At 41.2% G+C, this 19,826-nt stretch carries 22 protein-coding genes; 20 read left to right on the top strand and 2 right to left on the bottom strand.

From position 1 onward, the window contains the following. Positions 1–5: 5 nt before the first annotated feature. Together miaA and hfq are read left to right on the top strand one after the other, a co-directional pair. Entirely contained in the window at positions 6–950 is a 945-nt protein-coding gene (gene miaA / locus AC4CVD_RS09205) for a tRNA (adenosine(37)-N6)-dimethylallyltransferase MiaA (protein WP_004984875.1), read from the top strand. 93 nt (positions 951–1,043) lie between these two features. Further along, positions 1,044–1,559, top strand: coding sequence for an RNA chaperone Hfq (gene hfq / locus AC4CVD_RS09200; protein ID WP_004984873.1), 516 nt, complete (start codon positions 1,044–1,046; stop codon positions 1,557–1,559). A 113-nt stretch (positions 1,560–1,672) separates the two neighbouring features. Here the strand turns inward: hfq and AC4CVD_RS09195 are convergent, their stop codons facing one another. Continuing rightward, a complete protein-coding gene (locus tag AC4CVD_RS09195) occupies positions 1,673–2,977 on the bottom strand; it encodes a peptidylprolyl isomerase (protein WP_114836901.1) in 1,305 nt (434 codons plus the stop codon). Beyond that, complete coding sequence (locus tag AC4CVD_RS09190; RefSeq protein ID WP_490752948.1) at positions 2,977–5,436, bottom strand: LPS-assembly protein LptD; 2,460 nt, start codon at positions 5,434–5,436, stop codon at positions 2,977–2,979. Before AC4CVD_RS09190 ends, AC4CVD_RS09195 begins: the two co-directional genes overlap by 1 nt. Positions 5,437–5,557: 121 nt before the next feature. Here AC4CVD_RS09190 and AC4CVD_RS09185 point away from each other — a divergent pair, with 121 nt between their 5' ends. From AC4CVD_RS09185 to gspK, 18 genes are all read left to right on the top strand, one after another. Next, positions 5,558–6,574: an aminoglycoside phosphotransferase family protein gene (locus AC4CVD_RS09185; RefSeq protein WP_125281116.1), complete on the top strand. Its 1,017-nt coding sequence runs from the start codon at positions 5,558–5,560 to the stop codon at positions 6,572–6,574. Beyond that, the gene (gene murU / locus AC4CVD_RS09180) at positions 6,571–7,260 is read left to right on the top strand and encodes an N-acetylmuramate alpha-1-phosphate uridylyltransferase MurU (RefSeq protein ID WP_490752946.1); all 690 of its coding nucleotides are present in this window, start codon (positions 6,571–6,573) and stop codon (positions 7,258–7,260) included. The genes AC4CVD_RS09185 and murU overlap by 4 nt, the downstream gene beginning before the upstream one ends. Before the next feature lie 84 nt (positions 7,261–7,344). After that, positions 7,345–7,977 carry a 16S rRNA (guanine(527)-N(7))-methyltransferase RsmG gene (gene rsmG, locus AC4CVD_RS09175; RefSeq protein ID WP_114836897.1) on the top strand — a complete coding sequence of 211 codons (633 nt, stop codon included), beginning with the start codon at positions 7,345–7,347 and terminating at the stop codon, positions 7,975–7,977. Between the two features lie 25 nt (positions 7,978–8,002). Then, the gene (locus AC4CVD_RS09170) at positions 8,003–8,785 is read left to right on the top strand and encodes a ParA family protein (protein ID WP_490752943.1); all 783 of its coding nucleotides are present in this window, start codon (positions 8,003–8,005) and stop codon (positions 8,783–8,785) included. Then, on the top strand, positions 8,782–9,669 hold the full coding sequence (locus AC4CVD_RS09165; RefSeq protein WP_004696828.1) for a ParB/RepB/Spo0J family partition protein: 888 nt from the start codon (positions 8,782–8,784) through the stop codon (positions 9,667–9,669). The genes AC4CVD_RS09170 and AC4CVD_RS09165 overlap by 4 nt, the downstream gene beginning before the upstream one ends. 36 nt (positions 9,670–9,705) lie before the next feature. Next, on the top strand, positions 9,706–10,359 hold the full coding sequence (locus AC4CVD_RS09160; RefSeq protein ID WP_004984856.1) for a MotA/TolQ/ExbB proton channel family protein: 654 nt from the start codon (positions 9,706–9,708) through the stop codon (positions 10,357–10,359). An 8-nt stretch (positions 10,360–10,367) separates the two neighbouring features. Continuing rightward, entirely contained in the window at positions 10,368–10,790 is a 423-nt protein-coding gene (locus AC4CVD_RS09155; protein WP_004696832.1) for an ExbD/TolR family protein, read from the top strand. Next, positions 10,790–12,517 (top strand): lipid A export permease/ATP-binding protein MsbA, encoded by a 1,728-nt coding sequence (gene msbA / locus AC4CVD_RS09150; protein ID WP_490752941.1) that lies wholly within the window; start codon positions 10,790–10,792, stop codon positions 12,515–12,517. Before AC4CVD_RS09155 ends, msbA begins: the two co-directional genes overlap by 1 nt. Before the next feature lie 3 nt (positions 12,518–12,520). Continuing rightward, complete coding sequence (lpxK, locus tag AC4CVD_RS09145) at positions 12,521–13,525, top strand: tetraacyldisaccharide 4'-kinase (RefSeq protein WP_114836895.1); 1,005 nt, start codon at positions 12,521–12,523, stop codon at positions 13,523–13,525. A gap of 8 nt (positions 13,526–13,533) precedes the next feature. Further along, a complete protein-coding gene (gene kdsB / locus AC4CVD_RS09140; protein WP_114836894.1) occupies positions 13,534–14,295 on the top strand; it encodes a 3-deoxy-manno-octulosonate cytidylyltransferase in 762 nt (253 codons plus the stop codon). A gap of 19 nt (positions 14,296–14,314) precedes the next feature. After that, the gene (locus tag AC4CVD_RS09135; RefSeq protein ID WP_490752938.1) at positions 14,315–15,298 is read left to right on the top strand and encodes a DNA polymerase III delta subunit-related protein; all 984 of its coding nucleotides are present in this window, start codon (positions 14,315–14,317) and stop codon (positions 15,296–15,298) included. A gap of 14 nt (positions 15,299–15,312) precedes the next feature. Next, positions 15,313–15,654: a PilZ domain-containing protein gene (locus AC4CVD_RS09130; RefSeq protein ID WP_058869739.1), complete on the top strand. Its 342-nt coding sequence runs from the start codon at positions 15,313–15,315 to the stop codon at positions 15,652–15,654. Between the two features lie 26 nt (positions 15,655–15,680). Then, on the top strand, positions 15,681–16,454 hold the full coding sequence (locus tag AC4CVD_RS09125) for a TatD family hydrolase (protein WP_078388684.1): 774 nt from the start codon (positions 15,681–15,683) through the stop codon (positions 16,452–16,454). Positions 16,455–16,499: 45 nt separating this feature from the next. Then, positions 16,500–17,114 carry a TetR/AcrR family transcriptional regulator gene (locus AC4CVD_RS09120; protein WP_004696845.1) on the top strand — a complete coding sequence of 205 codons (615 nt, stop codon included), beginning with the start codon at positions 16,500–16,502 and terminating at the stop codon, positions 17,112–17,114. A gap of 12 nt (positions 17,115–17,126) precedes the next feature. Further along, positions 17,127–17,696 carry a type II secretion system protein gene (locus AC4CVD_RS09115; RefSeq protein ID WP_490752935.1) on the top strand — a complete coding sequence of 190 codons (570 nt, stop codon included), beginning with the start codon at positions 17,127–17,129 and terminating at the stop codon, positions 17,694–17,696. A gap of 34 nt (positions 17,697–17,730) precedes the next feature. Next, positions 17,731–18,174, top strand: coding sequence for a type IV pilus modification PilV family protein (locus tag AC4CVD_RS09110; RefSeq protein WP_490752933.1), 444 nt, complete (start codon positions 17,731–17,733; stop codon positions 18,172–18,174). Continuing rightward, positions 18,171–18,791, top strand: coding sequence for a type II secretion system minor pseudopilin GspJ (gene gspJ / locus AC4CVD_RS09105; RefSeq protein WP_004984837.1), 621 nt, complete (start codon positions 18,171–18,173; stop codon positions 18,789–18,791). The genes AC4CVD_RS09110 and gspJ overlap by 4 nt, the downstream gene beginning before the upstream one ends. A gap of 78 nt (positions 18,792–18,869) precedes the next feature. After that, positions 18,870–19,820, top strand: a complete 951-nt coding sequence (gene gspK, locus AC4CVD_RS09100; RefSeq protein WP_490752931.1) for a type II secretion system minor pseudopilin GspK — start codon at positions 18,870–18,872, stop codon at positions 19,818–19,820. Positions 19,821–19,826: the final 6 nt, after the last annotated feature.

Genomic DNA, 19,826 nt, shown 5'->3' with positions numbered 1-19,826 from the left:
TGTACATGTCAACTCAATTGCCGGTCATCAATTTAATGGGGCCAACTGCAAGTGGTAAAACTGCTTTGGCATGTCAGCTCTATGAGCAAGGAAATTTTGAACTGATATCTGTAGATTCAGCATTGGTCTTTAAGCATATGGATATTGGTACAGCAAAGCCGACCAAAGAAGAGTTACTGCAATATCCACATCACCTTATCGATATTATTAGCCCATTAGAAGTCTACTCGGCTGCAAACTTTGTTGAAGATGCATGTGGTCTAATTGATGATATGCATGCACGAGGTAAAACCCCGATTTTGGTGGGTGGAACCATGCTCTATTTCAAGGCACTTTTAGAAGGTCTTTCAAGCAATTTACCGAGCGCAGATTATGCTGTTCGTGCTGAAATAGAAGCTAAAGGTGAAAGTGAGGGTTGGTCTGCGGTCTATGCTGAATTATGCAGTGTGGATCCACTGGCGGGCGAAAAATTTAAAGTGAGTGATAAACAACGTATTATTCGGGCTTTAGAAGTTTACAAGTTGACAGGGCAGCCCATTACTAAACTTCAAGCTGAACAGCCTAAAAATGTGCCTTATCGCTATAATTTTCATAATTATGCTTTGATGCCAGACCGTGCAGAATTGCACCAAAGAATTGCACAACGATTGAAAATTATGTGGAAAATCGGATTTTTAAATGAAGTGGAAACACTTATGAAAAAATACGATTTAGATGAAAATTTACCCTCTATGCGCTCAGTTGGGTATCGACAAGCACTCGAATTTTTACAAAAAGGAGATAAAACTGTCGAAAAACAACATGAAATGGAGGATAAATCACTTTTTGCGACACGACAACTTGCCAAACGTCAATACACTTGGTTAAGATCTTTGCAAGAGGCACATAAATTTACAACGTATTCTACTATCACGCAGGCACAAGAAGACTTGCGAAACTGCTACGGATAAAGCAAAATTTAGCTACTATCTTTTTTATAATTTTTAATTGAAAAATAAAGATAGTTTTTTGCGCTGATTTTTAAATTTTTTTGGAGTTATAACATGTCTAAAGGTCAAACTTTGCAAGATCCGTTCTTAAATTCTCTCCGTAAAGAACGTATTCCTGTCTCTATCTTCCTTGTAAACGGTATTAAGTTACAAGGTCATATTGAATCTTTCGACCAATATGTTGTTTTATTAAAAAATACAGTAAGCCAAATGGTTTACAAGCATGCAATTTCTACAGTTGTTCCTGCACGTAATCCACGTCCTGCTGGTGCACCTGCTGGTGCTGGTCAACAAGGTAGCTTTGGCGGTCAACAAGGCGGCTTTGGCGGTCAACAAGGCGGCTTCGGCGGTCAACAAGGCGGCTTCGGTGGTCAACAAGGCGGCTTTGGTGGTCAACAAGGTGGCTTCGGTGGTCAAGGTGGTTTCGGTGGTCAAGGTGGTTTCGGTGGTCAAGGTGGCTTCGGTAGTCAAGGTGGCTTCGGTGGTCAAGGTGGCTTCAGTGGCCAATCGACTGGTTTTGATGGCGAATCAAAATTTGAAGACACTCAAGATGACGAAAATAATCGTTAATTGATTGTTAAAAAAGCCTCTCACATGAGAGGCTTTTTTTATGTCTAATTTTTAGTTTTCGGCCAAGCGAAAAAAAGACCAGCATTAATGCTGGTCTTTTTATGTGTTCAAATTTATGACTTGTTGTTCTTACGGTCTAAGTTCGGATCTTTGATTTCGACATAAGCTCTGTTGCGTGTTTCGCGTAACCAGCTATCAAGCTCTGCATCAAATTGACGCTCACCTAAAATTTGACGGGCCATACGTTCTTGGTATTCAGCAGTCATGTCTTGTTGACGTGTTTCAGTCACTTGAAGAATATGCCAGCCAAACTGAGTTTGGAAAGGTTTGCTGGTTTGACCTACAGGCGTATTTTTCATGGTTTCTTCAAACTGAGGAACCATCACACCTGGGCTGACCCAACCCAAGCTCCCGCCATCACGTGCTGAACCTGTGTCATTAGAGTAGGTTGAAGCTAAGACTGCAAAGTCTTCACCTTTTTGAACGCGGTTATACAAGCTTTCGATCATTTGTTTAGCATTTTCAGGGCTAACCACTTCAGAGGGTTGAATCAAAATATGGCGTGCTTTGTATTGAGGTACAATTGCTTTTTGCTCAGCACCTTTGCGTTCAACTAATTTTAAAAGATGTACACCATCTCGTACTGTAATTAAATCTGTGGTTTGTCCCACTTGGAGTGGACTCACACGTGCTGCAAGCTCGCTAGGGATGTCAGAAAGTGCTCTAAAGCCCATATCTGCACCTTCAACTTTAGTGCCACCAGTACTGAACTTTTTAGCAATTGCAGCGACATCGTTGTCGTTTGCTAGTACTGTTTTAACTTGCTTCGCCACAGCGTCAGCATTGTCACCTGAAACACGCACATGTAGCACATGCACTTGGTTACCGAGTGCTGCTTGGCCTTGTGGGGTATTTAAGAAGTTTTTAACGTCTTGATCTGAAATCTGGATACGAGAGGTAACGATTTGCTGGCGTAAACGATTGATTGCCAAATCTTCAGCAACGCGACTACGCAAAGAAGCATAGGTTCCTGGTGCCATTTTATCGAGCTTTTGTTGGAATGCTTCTAGGCTTGTGCTACCAGATTGTTTTGCAACATTTAAAACCGCTTCATTCAAGCTTTTTTCATCAGGTTGAATGTTGTAACGTTTCACTTGCTCAAGCTGAGTCTGACGAATAATCAGTTGCTCTAATGCTTGTTGTGCCAAATATTGCTCTGGTGGGACTTGTTTCTTTTGGCTCTCAAGTTGATGTTTGAGCTCAGCCATACTTGCTTCTAAGTCACTCTTCAAAATGACACTGTTATCGACAACAGCAACAACTTCATCCGACGCATGTACAAAAGTTGGAATAGCGGTTGCGAGAGCTAAAGCCAAAGCACTCGCTTTAAAAAATTGTTTGAACTGTTTTGTCTTCATTAACGGTCTGTCCAAGTCTGATTAATATTGTTAAAGCCTAGAATACGATTTTCTAGTAATGATGAAAGTTTACTGTTGAGTCCGCCTAAGCCTTTAAGTGTAATTTCGGCCATAATTGCACGTTTAGGTTCTACACCTGCAGCATTGACGTCATCCAAGTCGTTATAGTACTCGCGACCATAAACGGAGATCCCCCAACAGCAAGACTCGTAATTGACACCAAGGAGGTATTCACGAGCGACATTGTTGTCTAAGTCATATTGAGCGTGGCCCATAATACGCCAGTTGTTATGGATCGGTTGTACAAAAGATGCAACCACTTGGTCGTAATGTTCTTGACGGTCTGCAATTTCTTTACGGTAGAAATAGCCAACGTTATAGAGGTTGCCTTTATCACCCGTAAAGTAAAGTTGTAAGTCGCGTTGCGCATTATCGCCATTTGCCATCCATGCTGAGTTTGCACCGAGGGTAAAGTTTTGCGAGAGCTGGCTAGATACGCTGACAATCGGACCAGAGTGATTTTCTGTGTCAAAGACATCTGCTGTTTGGTCAAGCGTTACGCGGCGGTCTTCGAAATAATAGCTTTGGCCCACACTGGCTTTTAAGCGCTCTAGACCCACCGTATCAAATAGGCTATAGCTTAAGCCCAGTGACAAGAAGTTATTGTCTTCTAGACGGTCATGGCCATAGAAGCGATTTGCACTAAATAACTGATCATAGTTTATCGATGCTGTTGCAGAGTCAAAGTTTGGTGCGCCATCTTGATTTTTATAGGGTGCATAGGCATAGAACATGCGTGGGCTTAACGTCTGTAAGAAAGTGCCTTCTTTTTCAAAAGTTAAACCTGCATCAAAAGTCACCTGTGGCACAACATAAGATTTGTCATTCGATGAGCGGTTGGTGTTGTCAAACTCATTGATGGTGTCTTGATCGTAGAATGTGTTCACATTGCGAATAGATACTTCAGGAATGGCGAAAGCCCACGGTGTACGGTAGTTATAGCGTACAGAAAAGTCATTATAGACACGGGTGCCGCTTGGTTCAAAGCTATCGTTGGTATCGCCGTCGATAGTCCCAAAGTCCTTTTTAAAGTAAGCCGTATCGTTGTTGAACTCGTATTCTAAGCCCAGTGCATTACCCGCTTTATAGTTGAGTAAGAACTGTGGTAAACGCGCATACGGACGGTCAACGTAGGGTGTGGTTTCGTCTAGTGTTTGGAAGTCTTCAACTTTTAGTTGGGCTTTTAGACCAGGAATTCCATTTTTATAGTTTAACTCCCACGCACGACGCAGGTTTAAGTCTGTTTTGGTGTTTGGGTTGTTACTTAGGTCAGTAAAGTAGTCTTTGTCTGATGCATAGTTATATTCAAGGTTGGTTGAGAACTGTTCATTGATTTGCCAGTTATGTAAAAAGTGCAAATCTTTACGGTCTTCATCGTCATATTTTCGGTCACCAGCTAAGTACCCCCCAAAAATTTGACCTGAACCAAAGTTTTCGGTCAAATAGCGAAACTCACCCTCAAACATTGGGCCGCGGTCGCTGATATAGCGTGGCGTAACGGTCGCGTCGTAGTTAGGTGCTAAGTTGAGATAAACAGGCACTGCAAGCTCGACACCACCATCATTGGTGAAGCCAAAACTTGGTGTCAAAATACCAGTAGTACGACGGTCATCAATTGGGAAGTTGAAATAAGGAACAGCGAGAACGGGTACATCTTTAACATAAAGTTTTGTACCACGTGTTTCACCACGTCCAGTTTCTTGATTTAACTTAATTTCGTCGGCTTGGATTTTCCATGTTGGCGATTGCTCTGGTGGGCAGGTGCTATAAGTTGCATTTTTTAGCGTGGTGGTCGTTTGTGACTCACGTAGGATTTGGTCAGCCCGCCCATGCGCATGTTGTTCTTCTGAAATATAGAAACTGTTTTTCAGATCGCCTTGTTGAGTTTTTAGGTTGTAATTGATTTGGTCGCTTTGCGCTAATAAGCCACTTTGCGCCATTTGTACACGGCCTTCAGCATTGGCAAAAGTCTGAGTCTGGTCAATGGTGATTTTATCGGCACGGATTTGACGACCTTCTTGATCAATCAGGACATTACCTTCAAGAACAGAGTCACCTTGTGGGTTGTAGTGACCATAGTCCGCTGTAATGGTGGATGTCGCACTGGCTGCGTCAGCAGCTTTGGTTTCAGGGCTTACAGGGGTTAACCATGTGCCTTGGCAATACGCGGAACTTAAGTAACGACCTTGGCGCTGTTGAGCTTCAGGAGATGACTTATCAACGTAGTATTGTTCGAAAAACTTTTGCCCAGGATAGCTTTCTTGTAGTGCTTGTTTTAGCGATTGTTGTTCGTCTGAAATAGACGTAGTTGGTGTTGCAGCATAGCTTGTGATTGAGCTACCACAAAGAAGGGTAAATATCGCAGTCGCTAAAGGATTAAATTTAAACTGATGCTTCATGTGTCTCATTTACCAAGTATGCTTAAAACGCAATTAATTATTGTCGCATCATAGAGAAAAAGTTGATAAGTGGCTACACTTAGCACTTTAAAAACTCAGCCTGTATTAGAATTTATCGCAAATGAATACACAACGTGAACAATTGATACAAACATGGATTTCATCTGTACTTGGTTCAGATCAATTTGAAATTAACTTTTTAGCAGGCGATGCAAGTTTCCGTCGTTATGCACGAATCAAGTTGAATAATAAAACATTTATGCTGATGGATGCACCACCAGAAAAAGAAGATTGTGTGCCTTTTGTGACGATTGATGAATTTTTTGATACGAACGGTGTTCGTGTACCACATATTGTGGCGAAAGATTTGGAGCAAGGCTTCTTATTGCTTGAAGATTTTGGTGATGTGCTACTGTCAACCCAGCTCGATGACAAGACTGTCGATGGACATTATGAGCAAAGTTTTAAGCAGTTGATTCAATTGCAATCTATTGATGGTGAAGGTCGTTTCCCTGCTTATTCTTATGAGAAGTTAATGACCGAAATGTCGCTATTGACAGATTGGTTATTGCCAAGTTTACAGATTCAACCTTCTGATGACGAGTCTGCGCTGATTAAACGTACATTTGCAATTTTAGCCAATGCTGCTTTAGCTCAGCCTCAAGTGATTGTACATCGTGATTTCCATAGTCGTAATCTCATGCTTTTGGTAGATGAGCAAGAGCAAGGCGTAATTGACTTTCAGGATGCTGTGATAGGTGCAGATACTTATGATCTAATCTCAATTACACGTGATGCGTATGTACAGTGGAATCCTGAGCGCGTTTATCATTGGTTTAAAGTGTTTTATGACCTATTGCCAGCTTCTGCCAAAGAAGGGCGTGACTTTGAACAGTTTAAGCAAGACGCTGACCTGATGGCAATTCAACGTCATATTAAAATTTTAGGTATTTTTGTGCGTTTATTTGAACGTGACGGAAAATCAGGTTATCTGAAAGATTTACCACGTGTGATGTGGTATTTACTTGAAGAAAGCAAACCATATGCAGAACTACAACCTTTCATGCAGTTTATTTGCGATAAAGTGATGCCAAAATTTGAAGCAAAATATGGCAAATATGAGGTTGTTGCAGCATGAAAGCAATGATTTTGGCAGCGGGACTTGGCAACCGCATGCGTCCTTTAACACTCTATAAACCGAAACCTCTGCTTGAAGTTGGCGGTAAGCCACTGATCGTTTGGCATATTGAAAAACTTAAGCAAATTGGGGTCACAGAAATTGTGATCAATTCTGCTTGGTTGGCCGATGTGTTGATTGGTGCGCTTGGGGATGGTTCACAGTTTGGTGTGACTATTCGTTGGACGCGTGAAGAAGAGGGGCTTGAAACAGCAGGTGGTATTATTAATGCTCTACCATTGCTGGGCACAGACCCGTTTATTTTAGTGAATGGCGATGTTTGGACCACTTTTGATTTTGCATCTTTACTTGATGTGCAATTGGACGCCGATTTTGCGCATCTCGTATTTGTACCCAACCCGACACAACATCCCAAAGGCGACTTTATCTTAAATCAAGGGCGTGCTTATACCTTTGAACAAGAGCAGTCAGGTGAAGCACTGACTTATAGTGGTGTTGCGGTTATTCATCCACAGATGTTTAAGGGCTTGGAAGCAGGTAAGCGTCCATTGGCTCCATTGCTAAAAGAAGCGATGTCTGCTGGAAAAGTTTCTGCTGAGAAAATGCAAGCCGCATGGGTGGATGTTGGCACACCTGAGCGATTAAGTGATCTAGATCTACAGATTCGTCAAGGTATGTACGTTTAAGTGCATAATCACTAAGCGTTAGCTACTGTTCCACGGCTGAGAAATCGGTATACTTCAGTTTAATTTTATTGAGATGTCTTCTTTATGCATCCTTTTTTTCAAGACTTAAAGCAAGGTAGTCAAAAGCTTGGCTTAGATTTGAGTGAAGAAGCATTAAATTTATTGCTGAAGTATCAAGACGCACTTGTGCTGTGGAACAAAGCTTACAATTTAACAGCGATTCGCGATCCTAAAGAAATGCTGGTGAAGCATTTATTAGATAGTTTAAGTATTTTAAAAGATTTGCCGAAAGGTCGTTTGCTGGATATTGGTACAGGCGGTGGTATGCCGGGCATGATTATTGCTCTATGCCAACCTGAGCGCCAATGTGTTTTGCTCGATTCCAATGGGAAAAAAATTCGTTTTTTAAAGCAGTTTATTGCAGACTTAAAATTAACCAATGTAATTGCAGTTCAAACGCGTGTTGAGAATGAAGATAGCATCCATGATTTGGGTCAGTTTGATGTTATTACCAGTCGTGCATTTGCCTCTTTAACCGATTTTATCAATGCATCGAAGCCTTATATGCACCAAGACAGCATCATTGCGTCGATGAAAGGCTTGATTCCACATGACGAAGTTGAAGCGTTCAAAAACGAATTTAGCTGTGACATTATTGCGTTAAAAGTTCCACGTTTGGACGAACAACGACACTTACTTTTATTAAAACGTATCTAAAAAAATTCAAAGGATTGGGCGGGTCATGGCACAAATTATTGCGATTGCGAACCAAAAAGGTGGTGTAGGTAAAACCACAACCGCAGTAAATTTGGCTGCATCTTTAGCAGTACTTAAAAAGCGTGTTTTATTGGTTGATATGGACTCGCAAGGCAATGCGACCATGGGGTCTGGCATTCAAAAAAATGACTTACTGTATTCAGTGACCGATGTTTTACTGGGTGAAGTACCTATAGAAACTGCAATTACCAAGGCGGAAGTGGGTTATAAGGTCTTGGGTGCAAACCGTGATTTGGCAGGAGTTGAGCTTGCGATTGCTGAACAAGAAGGGCGTGAGTTTATTCTGCGTGATGCGTTGCAAGAAATTGAACAAGCATATGATTACATCATTGTGGACTGTGCGCCCAGCTTAAGCTTGATCACAGTTAATGCACTAGCAGCGGTGGATGGTGTGATGATTCCAATGCAGTGTGAATACTATGCTTTGGAAGGCTTGGCAGATTTAACACAGACCATTGATCGCATTCAACAAGCATTGAATCCTGAGTTAAAGATTATTGGTGTTTTACGCACCATGTATGATGCACGTAATGCACTCACACGTGATGTGTCTGAAGAATTAGAACAATACTTTGGCAACAAACTCTATGACACGGTCATTCCACGTAATGTGCGTCTAGCTGAAGCACCTGCGCATGGTTTGCCTGTGATTTATTTTGAAAAAAGCTCGAAGGGTGCAGTTGCTTATTTACATTTAGCAGCTGAAATGATTAAGAAAAGCAAAGTGAAAAAAGGAAGTAACGCATGACCGTTAAAAAACGTGGGCTAGCAAAAGGTCGTGGTTTAGATGCCTTACTCGGTTCCATTCAAAAAGAGAAATTACAACTTGAAGCACAAGCTCTTGATCACGGTCAGCTAAAACAAATTGATGTGCATTTATTGCAGCGTGGTGAATATCAGCCACGTCGTTTTATTAATGAGCAAGACTTACAAGAGTTAGCGGCATCGATTGAAAAACACGGTGTGATGCAGCCGATTGTGATTCGTCCAATTGATAATGAAAAGCACCCCTATGAAATTATTGCGGGTGAGCGTCGTTGGCGTGCGGCCCAACTTGCTGGCTTAACGCAAGTCCCAGCCATTGTTCGTGATTTAACAGACCAAGTTGCAATTGCACTGGCGTTGATTGAGAACATCCAACGTCAAGACCTTAATCCGATTGATCAAGCGATGGCATTACAACGTTTTCATGAAGAGTTTGGTTTAAGTCATCAAGAAATTGCAGATACTGTAGGCAAAGCGCGTACCACAGTAAGTAATTTGCTACGTTTATTAAGTCTAGCTGAGCAAGTTAAAGACTTTATGCAGCAAGGTTTACTAGACATGGGACATGCTCGTGCCATTTTGACTTTGAAAGGGAAAGATCAACTGAAAGTCGCAGAATTGGTGATAGAGAAAAGCTTATCTGTTCGCCAAACTGAACAATATGTTCGTGATCTCAATGCGCCTAAACAAGAAAAATCAAAAACGGAAATTGCACCAGATCTTCAACAATTGACACAGCGCTTAACAGATCGTTTTAGTGCAAATGTCAAAATTGATCATAATAAACAAGGGAAAGGCAAGCTCACGATTCATTATCATTCACTCGATGAGTTAGATGGTATTTTGAATATTTGCTTAGCTGAATAATTTTATTTTCTATTTTTAAATACTTGGGGAAGTGTTATGTGGGAATTGGTAAAAGCAGGTGGGTGGCTTATGCTGCCCCTTGTGCTCTGTTCGATCTTTACTGTTGCGATTAGCTTAGAGCGTTTGATTCGCTTGAAGAAATCCACTATTTTACCGAAAGATTTGCTATTAAATTCAGCGCAAAGCGTACAAATGGTTTTGCCTAAACTTAAACAAAATCAGGATTTACAGGCAACGACATTGGGTCGTATTTTGGAAGTTGGTTACCAAAGTAAGGCACAAGGTGAACAGTTTGCACGTGCGCAGATGGAAGCAACTGCTTCTCAGGAAATTGGTTATCTTGAAAAAAATATCAATTTTTTGGGAACATTGAGTGCTGTCGCGCCTCTTTTAGGATTATTGGGAACGGTACTCGGGATTATCGAGTCATTTTTAATGATTGATATTGGGAATAGTAGTAATCCAACACTGATGATTCCGGGGATTTCTAAAGCACTGATTACAACTGCGGCAGGAATGTTCATTGCGATTCCCGCATTATTTGCTTATCGTTATTTTCAGCGGTTAGTTCAAGAGTATGTTGCTGAATTAGAACAACAATCGACTTTATTTCATGCGGCTTTATTTTATAAGCAAACAGAAACTGTGCTTGAAAACCATGATGATGTTGTTGTGAAGCAAGCGAGCTAAGGTGAAGTATGAAATTCAAACGTTCACAAGTTGAAGATGTTCATATTAACCTTACACCAATGATTGATTGCTTATTATTTATTTTGGTGTTTTTATTGCTGACCACCACCTTCAATCAATTTAGTCGTATGAATTTAACCTTGCCTGATGCGCAAGGTGTTCCACCGAAAACATTTGATCATAAAATCGAAGTGGTGGTAGATTCCACTGGGCATTATTCAATTAATGGTCAGTCTATTGCATCGAAAGATGTTTCAGAATTAAATACCGCAATTAAACAGATTTCCAATGACCGTCGTGATCTAATGTTTGTGATTGCTGCGGATGCAAAAGCAACCCATCAGGATGTGATCCGTGTGATGGATGTGGCAGGTCAGTTGGGATTTGTAAATATCAATATTAGTACCAAAGTGCCTTCTCGAGGTTATTAGTGAAACACGATTTAAAAGTTTATCTACGTCTACTGAGCTATTTAAAACCGTATTGGGGCGTAGCGATTCTTGTGGTGATTGGTTTTGCTATGAATGCGGCGACAGAAGTTTCTGTCGCTAAATTACTTGAAAAAATTATTGAAGCGATTCAACACCGTGATCAAGGTTTTACGACATTGTTCCCAATTTTGGTTGTTGTGGTAATGTTCTTTCGTGGGCTGGGTTTGTTCATGGGAGGCTACTTTACAGCGGTCATTTCTAGAAACTTGGTCTTTAATATTCGCCAAGAAGTTTTTGCAAAATTATTGCGTCTTCCTGCACAGTATTATCTAGATAATAATAGTGGTCATATCACTGCGAAGATTATGTTTAATGTGGAGCAGCTTACCGCTGCATCTTCAGAATCATTAAAAACTATTGTTCAACAAGGCCTAATCACTCTTGCATTGCTCGGTTACCTTATATATAGCAACTGGCGTCTGACTTTGTGTATTTTGATTTTTGCGCCACTGATAGGTTTGCTTATTCGTAAAGCAGCAAAGCGTATGCGTAAGCTTTCCATTCAAGTCCAAGACACCATGGGGGATGTCAATCACGTGGTACAAGAGACAGTCAATGGTCACTTGGTGGTGAAAGGCTTTGGTGGTCAAGGGTATGAGCAACAACGTTTTAAAGATACCTCATTGGAAAATTTACGACGTGGTTTGAAAATGGTGGTTGTGCAACAGCTCAATAGTCCAATTGTACAGTTGATTATGTCCGTTGCTCTGAGTATTGTGATGTGGATCGCACTACGCCCAGAAATTCTGCAAGATACCAGCGCGGGTCAATTTGTGGCGTATATTACTGCAGCAGGCATGTTGAGTCGGCCAATTAAAGCATTGACTGATGTGAATGAAAAGATTCAACGGGGCATGGCAGCAGCACATTCAGTTTTTGAAATTTTAGATCTGCCTGAAGAAAAAAATACTGGCACTTTAACTCCAGTGTTGAAAGGTAATATCGACTTTAAAGATGTGAACTTAGTTTATGTGGATGGTTATCAAGCGCTGCATGATTTTAATCTGAGTGTCAAAGAAGGTGAGACGATTGCTTTAGTGGGGCGTTCTGGTGCTGGTAAAACGTCTCTAGTGAATTTACTGGTGCGTTTTCAAGATACGACCTCGGGCCAAATCCTCTTTGATGGTATTGATATTCACGATATTGAAATCAATAGTCTGCGTACCCAAGTGGCAATGGTCAATCAGCAAGTGGTTTTATTTAACCGCACTGTGCGTGACAATATTGCCTATGGGCAGCTTGAAAATGCCTCTGATGAAGAGGTAATTGCAGCGGCAAAAGCAGCTTATGCACATGACTTTATTATGGCTTTACCACAAGGCTACAACACCAAGTTGGGGGCACAAGGTCTCAATTTATCAGGCGGTCAACGCCAACGTATAGCCATTGCTCGTGCGATTTTGAAAAATGCGCCTGTACTGATCTTAGATGAAGCTACCAGCGCGCTTGATAATGAATCAGAGTATTTTATTCAGCGTGCCTTCGATGCTGCAATGCGAGATCGTACCACGATTGTCATTGCGCATCGTTTATCCACTATTGAGAATGCAGACCGTATTGTGGTGATGGATAAAGGGCGTATAGTAGAGCAAGGTACACATGCTGAACTTATTGCTAAGCAAGGTGCTTATTATCAACTCCATCAGCGTAATTTTGAGGAAAACTAAGTCATGTCAGGTGCACGGTTTATTCAGGATGCTTGGAACTCACAGGCAAAGTGGTTAATTGTGCTTCGTCCGCTGTCTTGGTTATATCGTGGCGGTTTTCTTTTAAACCGTAAGTTGTATCGGTGCAATATTAAAAAAGCCTATACGGCTCCTGTACCTGTCATGGTGATTGGTAATATTACTGTGGGTGGGAGTGGAAAAACCCCTCTGCTTATTCACTTGGTGAGTTATTTACAAAATAAAAATATTCGAGTTGGGGTGATTAGTCGCGGTTATGGTGCCAAAGGACCATTTCCGACGATGGTGGATCTCAACTCATTGCCTGAAAATGTAGGTGATGAACCAACACTCATCGTGCAATCCACTGATGTGCCGATGGCAGTGGGTCCAAATCGCCAAGAAAGTATTGAACTGCTTTTATCTCACTATCCCATTGATCTGATCATTAGCGATGATGGGCTGCAACATTGGGCATTGAAGCGTCAAATTGAATGGATTGTCTTGGATAATAATCGTGGTCTTGGTAATGAAAAATTATTGCCCGAAGGTTATTTACGAGAGCCAAAATCTAGACTGGATCAAGGTACAGTGATTGAACATGCAGATCAGCCTACTCGTACTATGCACATGCACTTAGAGGTTGCAGAGCCTTACTTGTTGAATAGTACTGAGGCAAAAGCATTCAATCCGCAAGATGATTTTTATGCAGTCGTGGGGATCGGGTTTCCGCAGCGCTTTTATCGTACTTTAGAGCGTATGGGAGTACAGCAATTCCAGTGTCATGAGTTTGCCGATCATTATGAATATGAGTTAGAAGATTTGGTTTTTGACGATGCCAATCCCATCATTACCACTGAAAAAGATGCAGTGAAAATTTTAGCACTGCTCAAACAAAATCCTAGTTTTGCCCGTGATATTTGGGTTGTTCCTGTCGATGCGGTGTTATCGACGGCGTGTTATGACACCTTACATCAACAGCTTGGCGCTGTAGGTATTGAAATTTCTTAAGGTCTTTTATGAAGCATATTGTTATTCCTGCGCGTTTCGCAAGCACACGTTTATCTGGAAAACCACTCCTTAAAATTCATGGCCGTGAAATGATATTACGGGTCGTTGATCAGGCAAAGAAAGTGGAAGGTTTTGATGATCTCTGCGTTGCAACGGATGATCAGCGAATTTATGACCTTTGCATGGCTGAAGGAGTGGATGTGGTGTTGACCTCAGCGGATCATCCTTCGGGAACAGACCGTCTAAGTGAAGTGGCAAAAATTAAGGGCTGGGCCAGTGAAGATATCATTGTCAATGTTCAAGGTGATGAGCCTTTATTGCCAGCGGCTTTGGTCAAGCAAGTCGCGCAACTTTTAGAGTCACAAGTCGATTGTTCAATGTCGACCTTGTGTGAACCAATTCAGCAGTTAGATGAATTTAAACGTGACAGTATTGTTAAAGTAGTGATGTCGAAGTACAAACAAGCACTTTACTTTAGTCGTGCCGCTATTCCATATGACCGTGATGCTGCAAAGCAAGTGCAACAAACGTTGCATAATCAAGCCTTCCGTCATTTGGGTTTGTATGCTTACCGCGTGAAACTACTTCAAGAGTATGTGACATGGGATATGGGTGCACTTGAAAAGCTCGAAAGCTTAGAGCAGCTGCGTGTTTTGGAGAATGGACATCATATTGCCATTGATATCGCAGAAGCGAACTTACCACCGGGTGTGGATACACAAGAAGATTTAGATCGTTTAAATGCCATGGATGTGGCTTATTTTGCATAATAGAACTTAGGTCGTCTACATGAAACAAACGCTGCCTGAGCAGATTTATCCGTGGCATCAAAATGTTTGGGAAACTTTAACCACGCGATTTCCCAATATTGGTCATGGCTTATTGTTTTATGGCAAAAAAGGTTGTGGTAAAGAGATTTTTGCTGAGCAGTTTCTTGCTTGGGTCTTATGTGCGAAGCGGCAGCCAAATCATTTGGCCTGTGGGGAGTGTGGGAGTTGTCAGTGGTTAAAGGCGGATACACACCCCAATTATGTGCACATCACTACCGATGAAGACAATAAGAAACAAAATGCCAAGATCAAAATTGAGAAAATTCGTGATCTGCTGCCTTTTGTGCAGCAAACGGTAGATGGTTGGCGCGTCATCATTATTGAACCAGCGGAAGCTTTAAATACAGCTTCAGCCAATGCTTTATTGAAAACGCTTGAAGAACCAGGTGATCGTGTTGTTATCATTTTATTGGCAGATCATTATTTAAAACTGCCTGCAACCATTCGCAGTCGTTTGCAACATTTTGCTTTGGATCGCATAAATGAACAGCAAGCAGAGCAATTTTTAAATCAGCATTTGTCCCATAGCGATTTGGCACAGCAACATTTGTTGATGAATTTGTCCAATCATATGCCGTTGCAGGCAATTACATTGTCCGAGAGTGAATGGATTCCTCAACGTGCTGAATTTTTAAAAGATTGGCAAAAGTTGGTGATGGATAAAAATATGCCGATGGCAATTGCGACCAAGTGGAATAAAGCGCTTACATTTAGTGATTTTAGTCAAATGTTTGAGTACTTGTTGTCAGATTTGATTTGTGTCAAGCTAAATCAGCAATTAAAAAACACTGATTTGGATTTCAGTGTGCTGGCAGAACGGTATTCATTTGAAACTTTGTTTTCAATTTACGCCGAGTTGCAACAGTCAAAACAATATATTGAACAAAACGTACAAACTAATTTAGTGCTCGACCAATTGTGTATTCGGTTGATGGATGTTTAAAACAGGGGAATTTTATGCAACCACGTATGGGCGGAATCATTCAAGCCAATATTCCAGATAAAGCAACATTATATGCAAGCTATATGCCTTTTGTGGTTGGTGGAGGTTTATTTATTCCATCCAAACAACCCGTAAAAATGGGAGAGGAGGTCTTTGTTTTGGCAACATTGCCAGAGCAAGCACAGAAAATTCCTCTCACCGGTAAAGTGATTTGGATTTCGCAAAAGCAAAATGGAATCAAACTCCAAGGATTTGGTATTCAACTTTCTGGGGAGAAGGGGGTTTATTACAAATCAGAAGCGGAAAAGTTGCTAGCAGGTCTTAAGTCTGAAGGGCGAACTAGTTACACTATGTAATTAAGTATATCAAGTAGGAAACGCCTGTGTTTGTAGATACACATTGCCATTTAACCATGCTAGATTTAACCCCTTATGATGGGGATTTGGATTTAGCATTAGCGCAAGCACGTGCAGCGGGCGTTCATCGCTTTATGAGTATCTCGGTTGATCTTGATGATTATATTGAGCTAGCAAAAATTGCGTCACGGCATGACGATGTGGGCTATAGCGTCGGGGTACATCCTTGTGAAGATCCTGAAACCATGGCTCGTGCGACCACAGACTATTTAATTGAGTTGGCGCAGCCTGAAAAAGTTTGGGCAATTGGTGAGACTGGGCTCGATTATTTTCATAGTACAGATTTCATCGCTGAGCAAAAAGACTGTTTTGCACGACATATTCATGCTTCACGAGCTGTAAAAAAACCAGTTGTTGTGCATACCCGTTCTGCCAAGCACGATACTGTCGATATTATTCGCGCCGAAAAATCGACCCATGGGATTTTGCATTGTTTTACCGAAGACTGGGAAACAGCCAAAGCTGTCTTAGACTGCGGTTACTATGTGTCATTTTCAGGGATTGTATCTTTTAAAAATGCGCAAGACCTGCGTGATGTGGCGAAGCAAGTTCCTTTAGATCGCCTATTAATTGAGACAGATAGTCCTTATTTGGCACCGATGCCATATAGAGGAAAGTCTAATGAGCCAAAGTACGTTCCTTATGTAGCCAAAGCCTTGGCAGATGTATATGATAAGTCCTTGGAAGAGATGGCTTTCATCACAACACAGAACTTTGAAAACCTTCTCAACATGAAGTAAATAAATTGAAACGATAAAAGCGTATAAGAGAGTACTAGGGTGAAAATGGATCGTCAGGCTCAGTTTCGAGCAAGAGAAGCGTTAATTTTCCAAGTGGCTGAACAGTTGCTTTTAGAGAATGGCGAAGCAGGGATGACCCTTGATGCATTGGCTGCAGAATTAGATCTAGCAAAAGGTACGCTTTATAAACATTTTCAAAGTAAAGATGAACTCTACATGTTGCTCATTATTCGTAATGAGCAAATGTTGCTTGAAATGATTAAAGATACAGATAAACAATTCCCTGAACATCTAGCATTTTTTATGTTACATCATTTGCATCATCCTGAACGCACCGTGTTGTTTCATCAAATAGAAGAGCGATTATCGACCACGGGTGTTGGGATCTATCATTTATTTACTGAACTTTATCAAATTCGAAAGCAACGTCTACGTTTAATTATTCGTATGACCGAGCGGTATTTGGAGTCGATAGAAAGTCAAATGACAGTTCGTGATTATTTGGCATCGATTTGGTCTTTGACGCATGGTGCCGCAGCGATTTTGAACTCTAGTTTTTATCAACGATATTTGGGGTCGCGCGATACTTTGCGCGTGGCCTACATCGACCAAGCTCTGGCGATGCCTAAACAAACGGGCGCAGCGGGATATCTTGCTTAGCGGATAGGATGTATGAAACAGAAACCACCTTCAAGGATTCAAGGATTTACACTGGTTGAATTGATGGTGGTTATTGTTATTATGGCCATTCTGGCATCATTGGTGATGTTAAATATCAATGGAGTTGACCAACGTAAAGCTGCGCAAGCCCGTGATTTTTTTATCATGGATGTACAGAAAATTGCACGTGAGGCAAATGATCAAGCACGTGTTTTGGCATTAGAAATCTATCCTGCGACTGATGTGGCTGATTTTTCTTATGCTGTCGTTGAATATAAAAACCCACAACTCATCATGCAAGCAGAACAACAAAATAATGTAATGTTGAATCATCAAAAATGGCAAAAATATAATGAGTTCCCGCAGCAAATGTTAGCTAAAAATGTTTCTTTTGCTGTGCAATCCTTAGACTATGATGTTTCCCAAGCCCAAAACGATGATTTAACCCAAGAGAATGCACCTAAACTGATTTGGTTGGGGAATGGCGAAGCCAAACCTGTTCGTATTCAATTTTATTATGCCAATGAGCCCGTGGGTGCAGAAATTGAAATTGATCATTTCGGTAAAATAAATGCGAGCTAAAGATTTAAAGAATAGTCTGCCGGCTTGCGCTCGAATGAAATGCTATTTCATTAATTCTCGTACCTCAAGCATAGCTTTTGGCCTTGCTCGAGTTAACCGTGTCTCAGGATTTACGTTACTGGAAGTGATGGTGGCGCTGGCTATTTTTGCTACGGCAGCGGTCGCTTTAACCAAAGTGGGTATGCAATATACTCAGTCTACAGCCCATGCCATCTTGCGTACCAAGGCACAATTTGTTGCCTTGAATGAAATTTCGATGACGGAAATCAATCGTGATTGGCTACAAGGCACGGCCTCTAAACAAATCACCCAACAAGGTGAAACTTGGCAAATTGATAAATCAGCGCAAGCAACGATTAGTGCTAATGTGCAACGCGTCAATGTACAGGTGAGCGTGGTGAATACTGAAACTGGAAAAGTAGATTTGGGTGTTACGAGTTTAGTTTTTTTTAACCATCGTGATGGAAGCCAACCATGACAAAACGCTCAGGCTTTACTTTGGTTGAGTTATTGGTGGCAATCGCGATTTTTGCTGTGCTTTCAGCTTTGGGTTGGAAGGTTTTTGATTATCTGATCAAGATTAAAGAGCGTAATACCCAACATGAACAGCGCTTAGGTCAACTACAAGAAGCATATCAACAAGTGTTACGTGACACTGTGCAAATTGTACCAATTACTGCCAATGTTGCGGGGCAGGTTCAACCCGCAGTCATGTTGCAAAATGGTCAGTTGACCTTTAGTAAAACTGGCGTGACTGATCCTTTAATGCAAGGTATACCGCCTGAAGAGCGAGTTGAATATATTTATAAAGCAGATGAAAAAAAACTGTACCGTTATAAATATAAAAATTTAAATCAAACAGGTAATGATCAACCTGAAACCAGTGTTTTACTTGATTCAGTTGATCAATTTCAAATTATGTTACTCAATCCCAATGAAATGGCACAATGGCCTGAGGTGGCATTGAGTGAAAATGATGTGACTCAGGCAAAAATACTACCGCGCGGTTTAAAAATAAACCTCACTGTCAATGAAGTGAGTTATGAATGGGTGTTTAGTTTATTAAATACAGACTTTTTAAAACAAAAAAATTAAGTTGCAGGATATGAAACTCACGGACTCTATGCAAAAACATTTTTCCTTAAATGTATTCGTTGTAAATAGGTGGATGTTTTGAAGCGCTCTCAGAATGGCATTGCATTGATCACCATTTTGGTGATGGTGGCTTTAGCAACTATCCTTGCGGCTACGATTGCGAAACATCAGCGTAATACCGCAGAGAGTACAGCCTATTTAATGCGACAAAACCAAGCTCTGTTATATGCAAAAAGTGCTGAAGCTTTTTTTTCTGAGTTATTGGTGGATGATGCTCAAAATGCAGCAGAGGTTGATCATCTACAAGAAACGTGGGCAAAGCCTATGCCTGCTTTTCCAGTGGAAGATGGTTTTGTTTCTGGACGTTTAGAAGATGAGTCGGGAAAATTTAATTTAAATGCTTTAGTTAAGTCGGATAAAAAGCCGAATGAGGCTGCAAAACTTTGGTTTGAAAAGCTGTTGGTACGTGTTGGATTGCCTGCACAGCTTTCAGAAGCAGTGATTGATTGGCAAGATGAAGATGATGAAGTCAGTGGCCCGATGGGTGCTGAATCTGCTTATTATCAAAGTTTAGCTCAGGGTTACTTGGCGCCAAATCGTGCTTTTTATAATGTTGAACAGTTGAAGTTGGTGCGTGGGTTTGAGGGGCGTAACTATCAACTGATTGCACCTTATGTGAGTGCTTTGCCGAGCAATGACTTAAAGGTGAATATCAACACTGCACCTGCATTGGTGTTAGCCAGCATTGATCCTAAGTTGGATGTATCTGCTATTCAAAATTTACAAAAGCAAAGACGGGCCAATTTGGAGCATTTTTCCAATATGAATGAACTGTGGGAAGTTGATCCATTTAAGCAAGTGGACGAGGCTCAGCAGGCTGCTGTTAATGATTTTCTCGGAGTTCAATCGAACTATTTTAAAGCCAGAATTGAAGTGTTGCTGAGTGAGCGTAAGCGTCAGTTTAGTAGTGATTTGGTGCGAAAAGATCAAGCGGTATATGTGGCTTATCGGAGCATGTCACCTTTTTAAAGGGTA

The organism is Acinetobacter sp. LipI_23 (assembly GCF_058243045.1).
The sequence above is the reverse complement of the archived record's forward strand: the minus strand, read 5'-3'. Positions and strand labels throughout refer to the sequence as shown.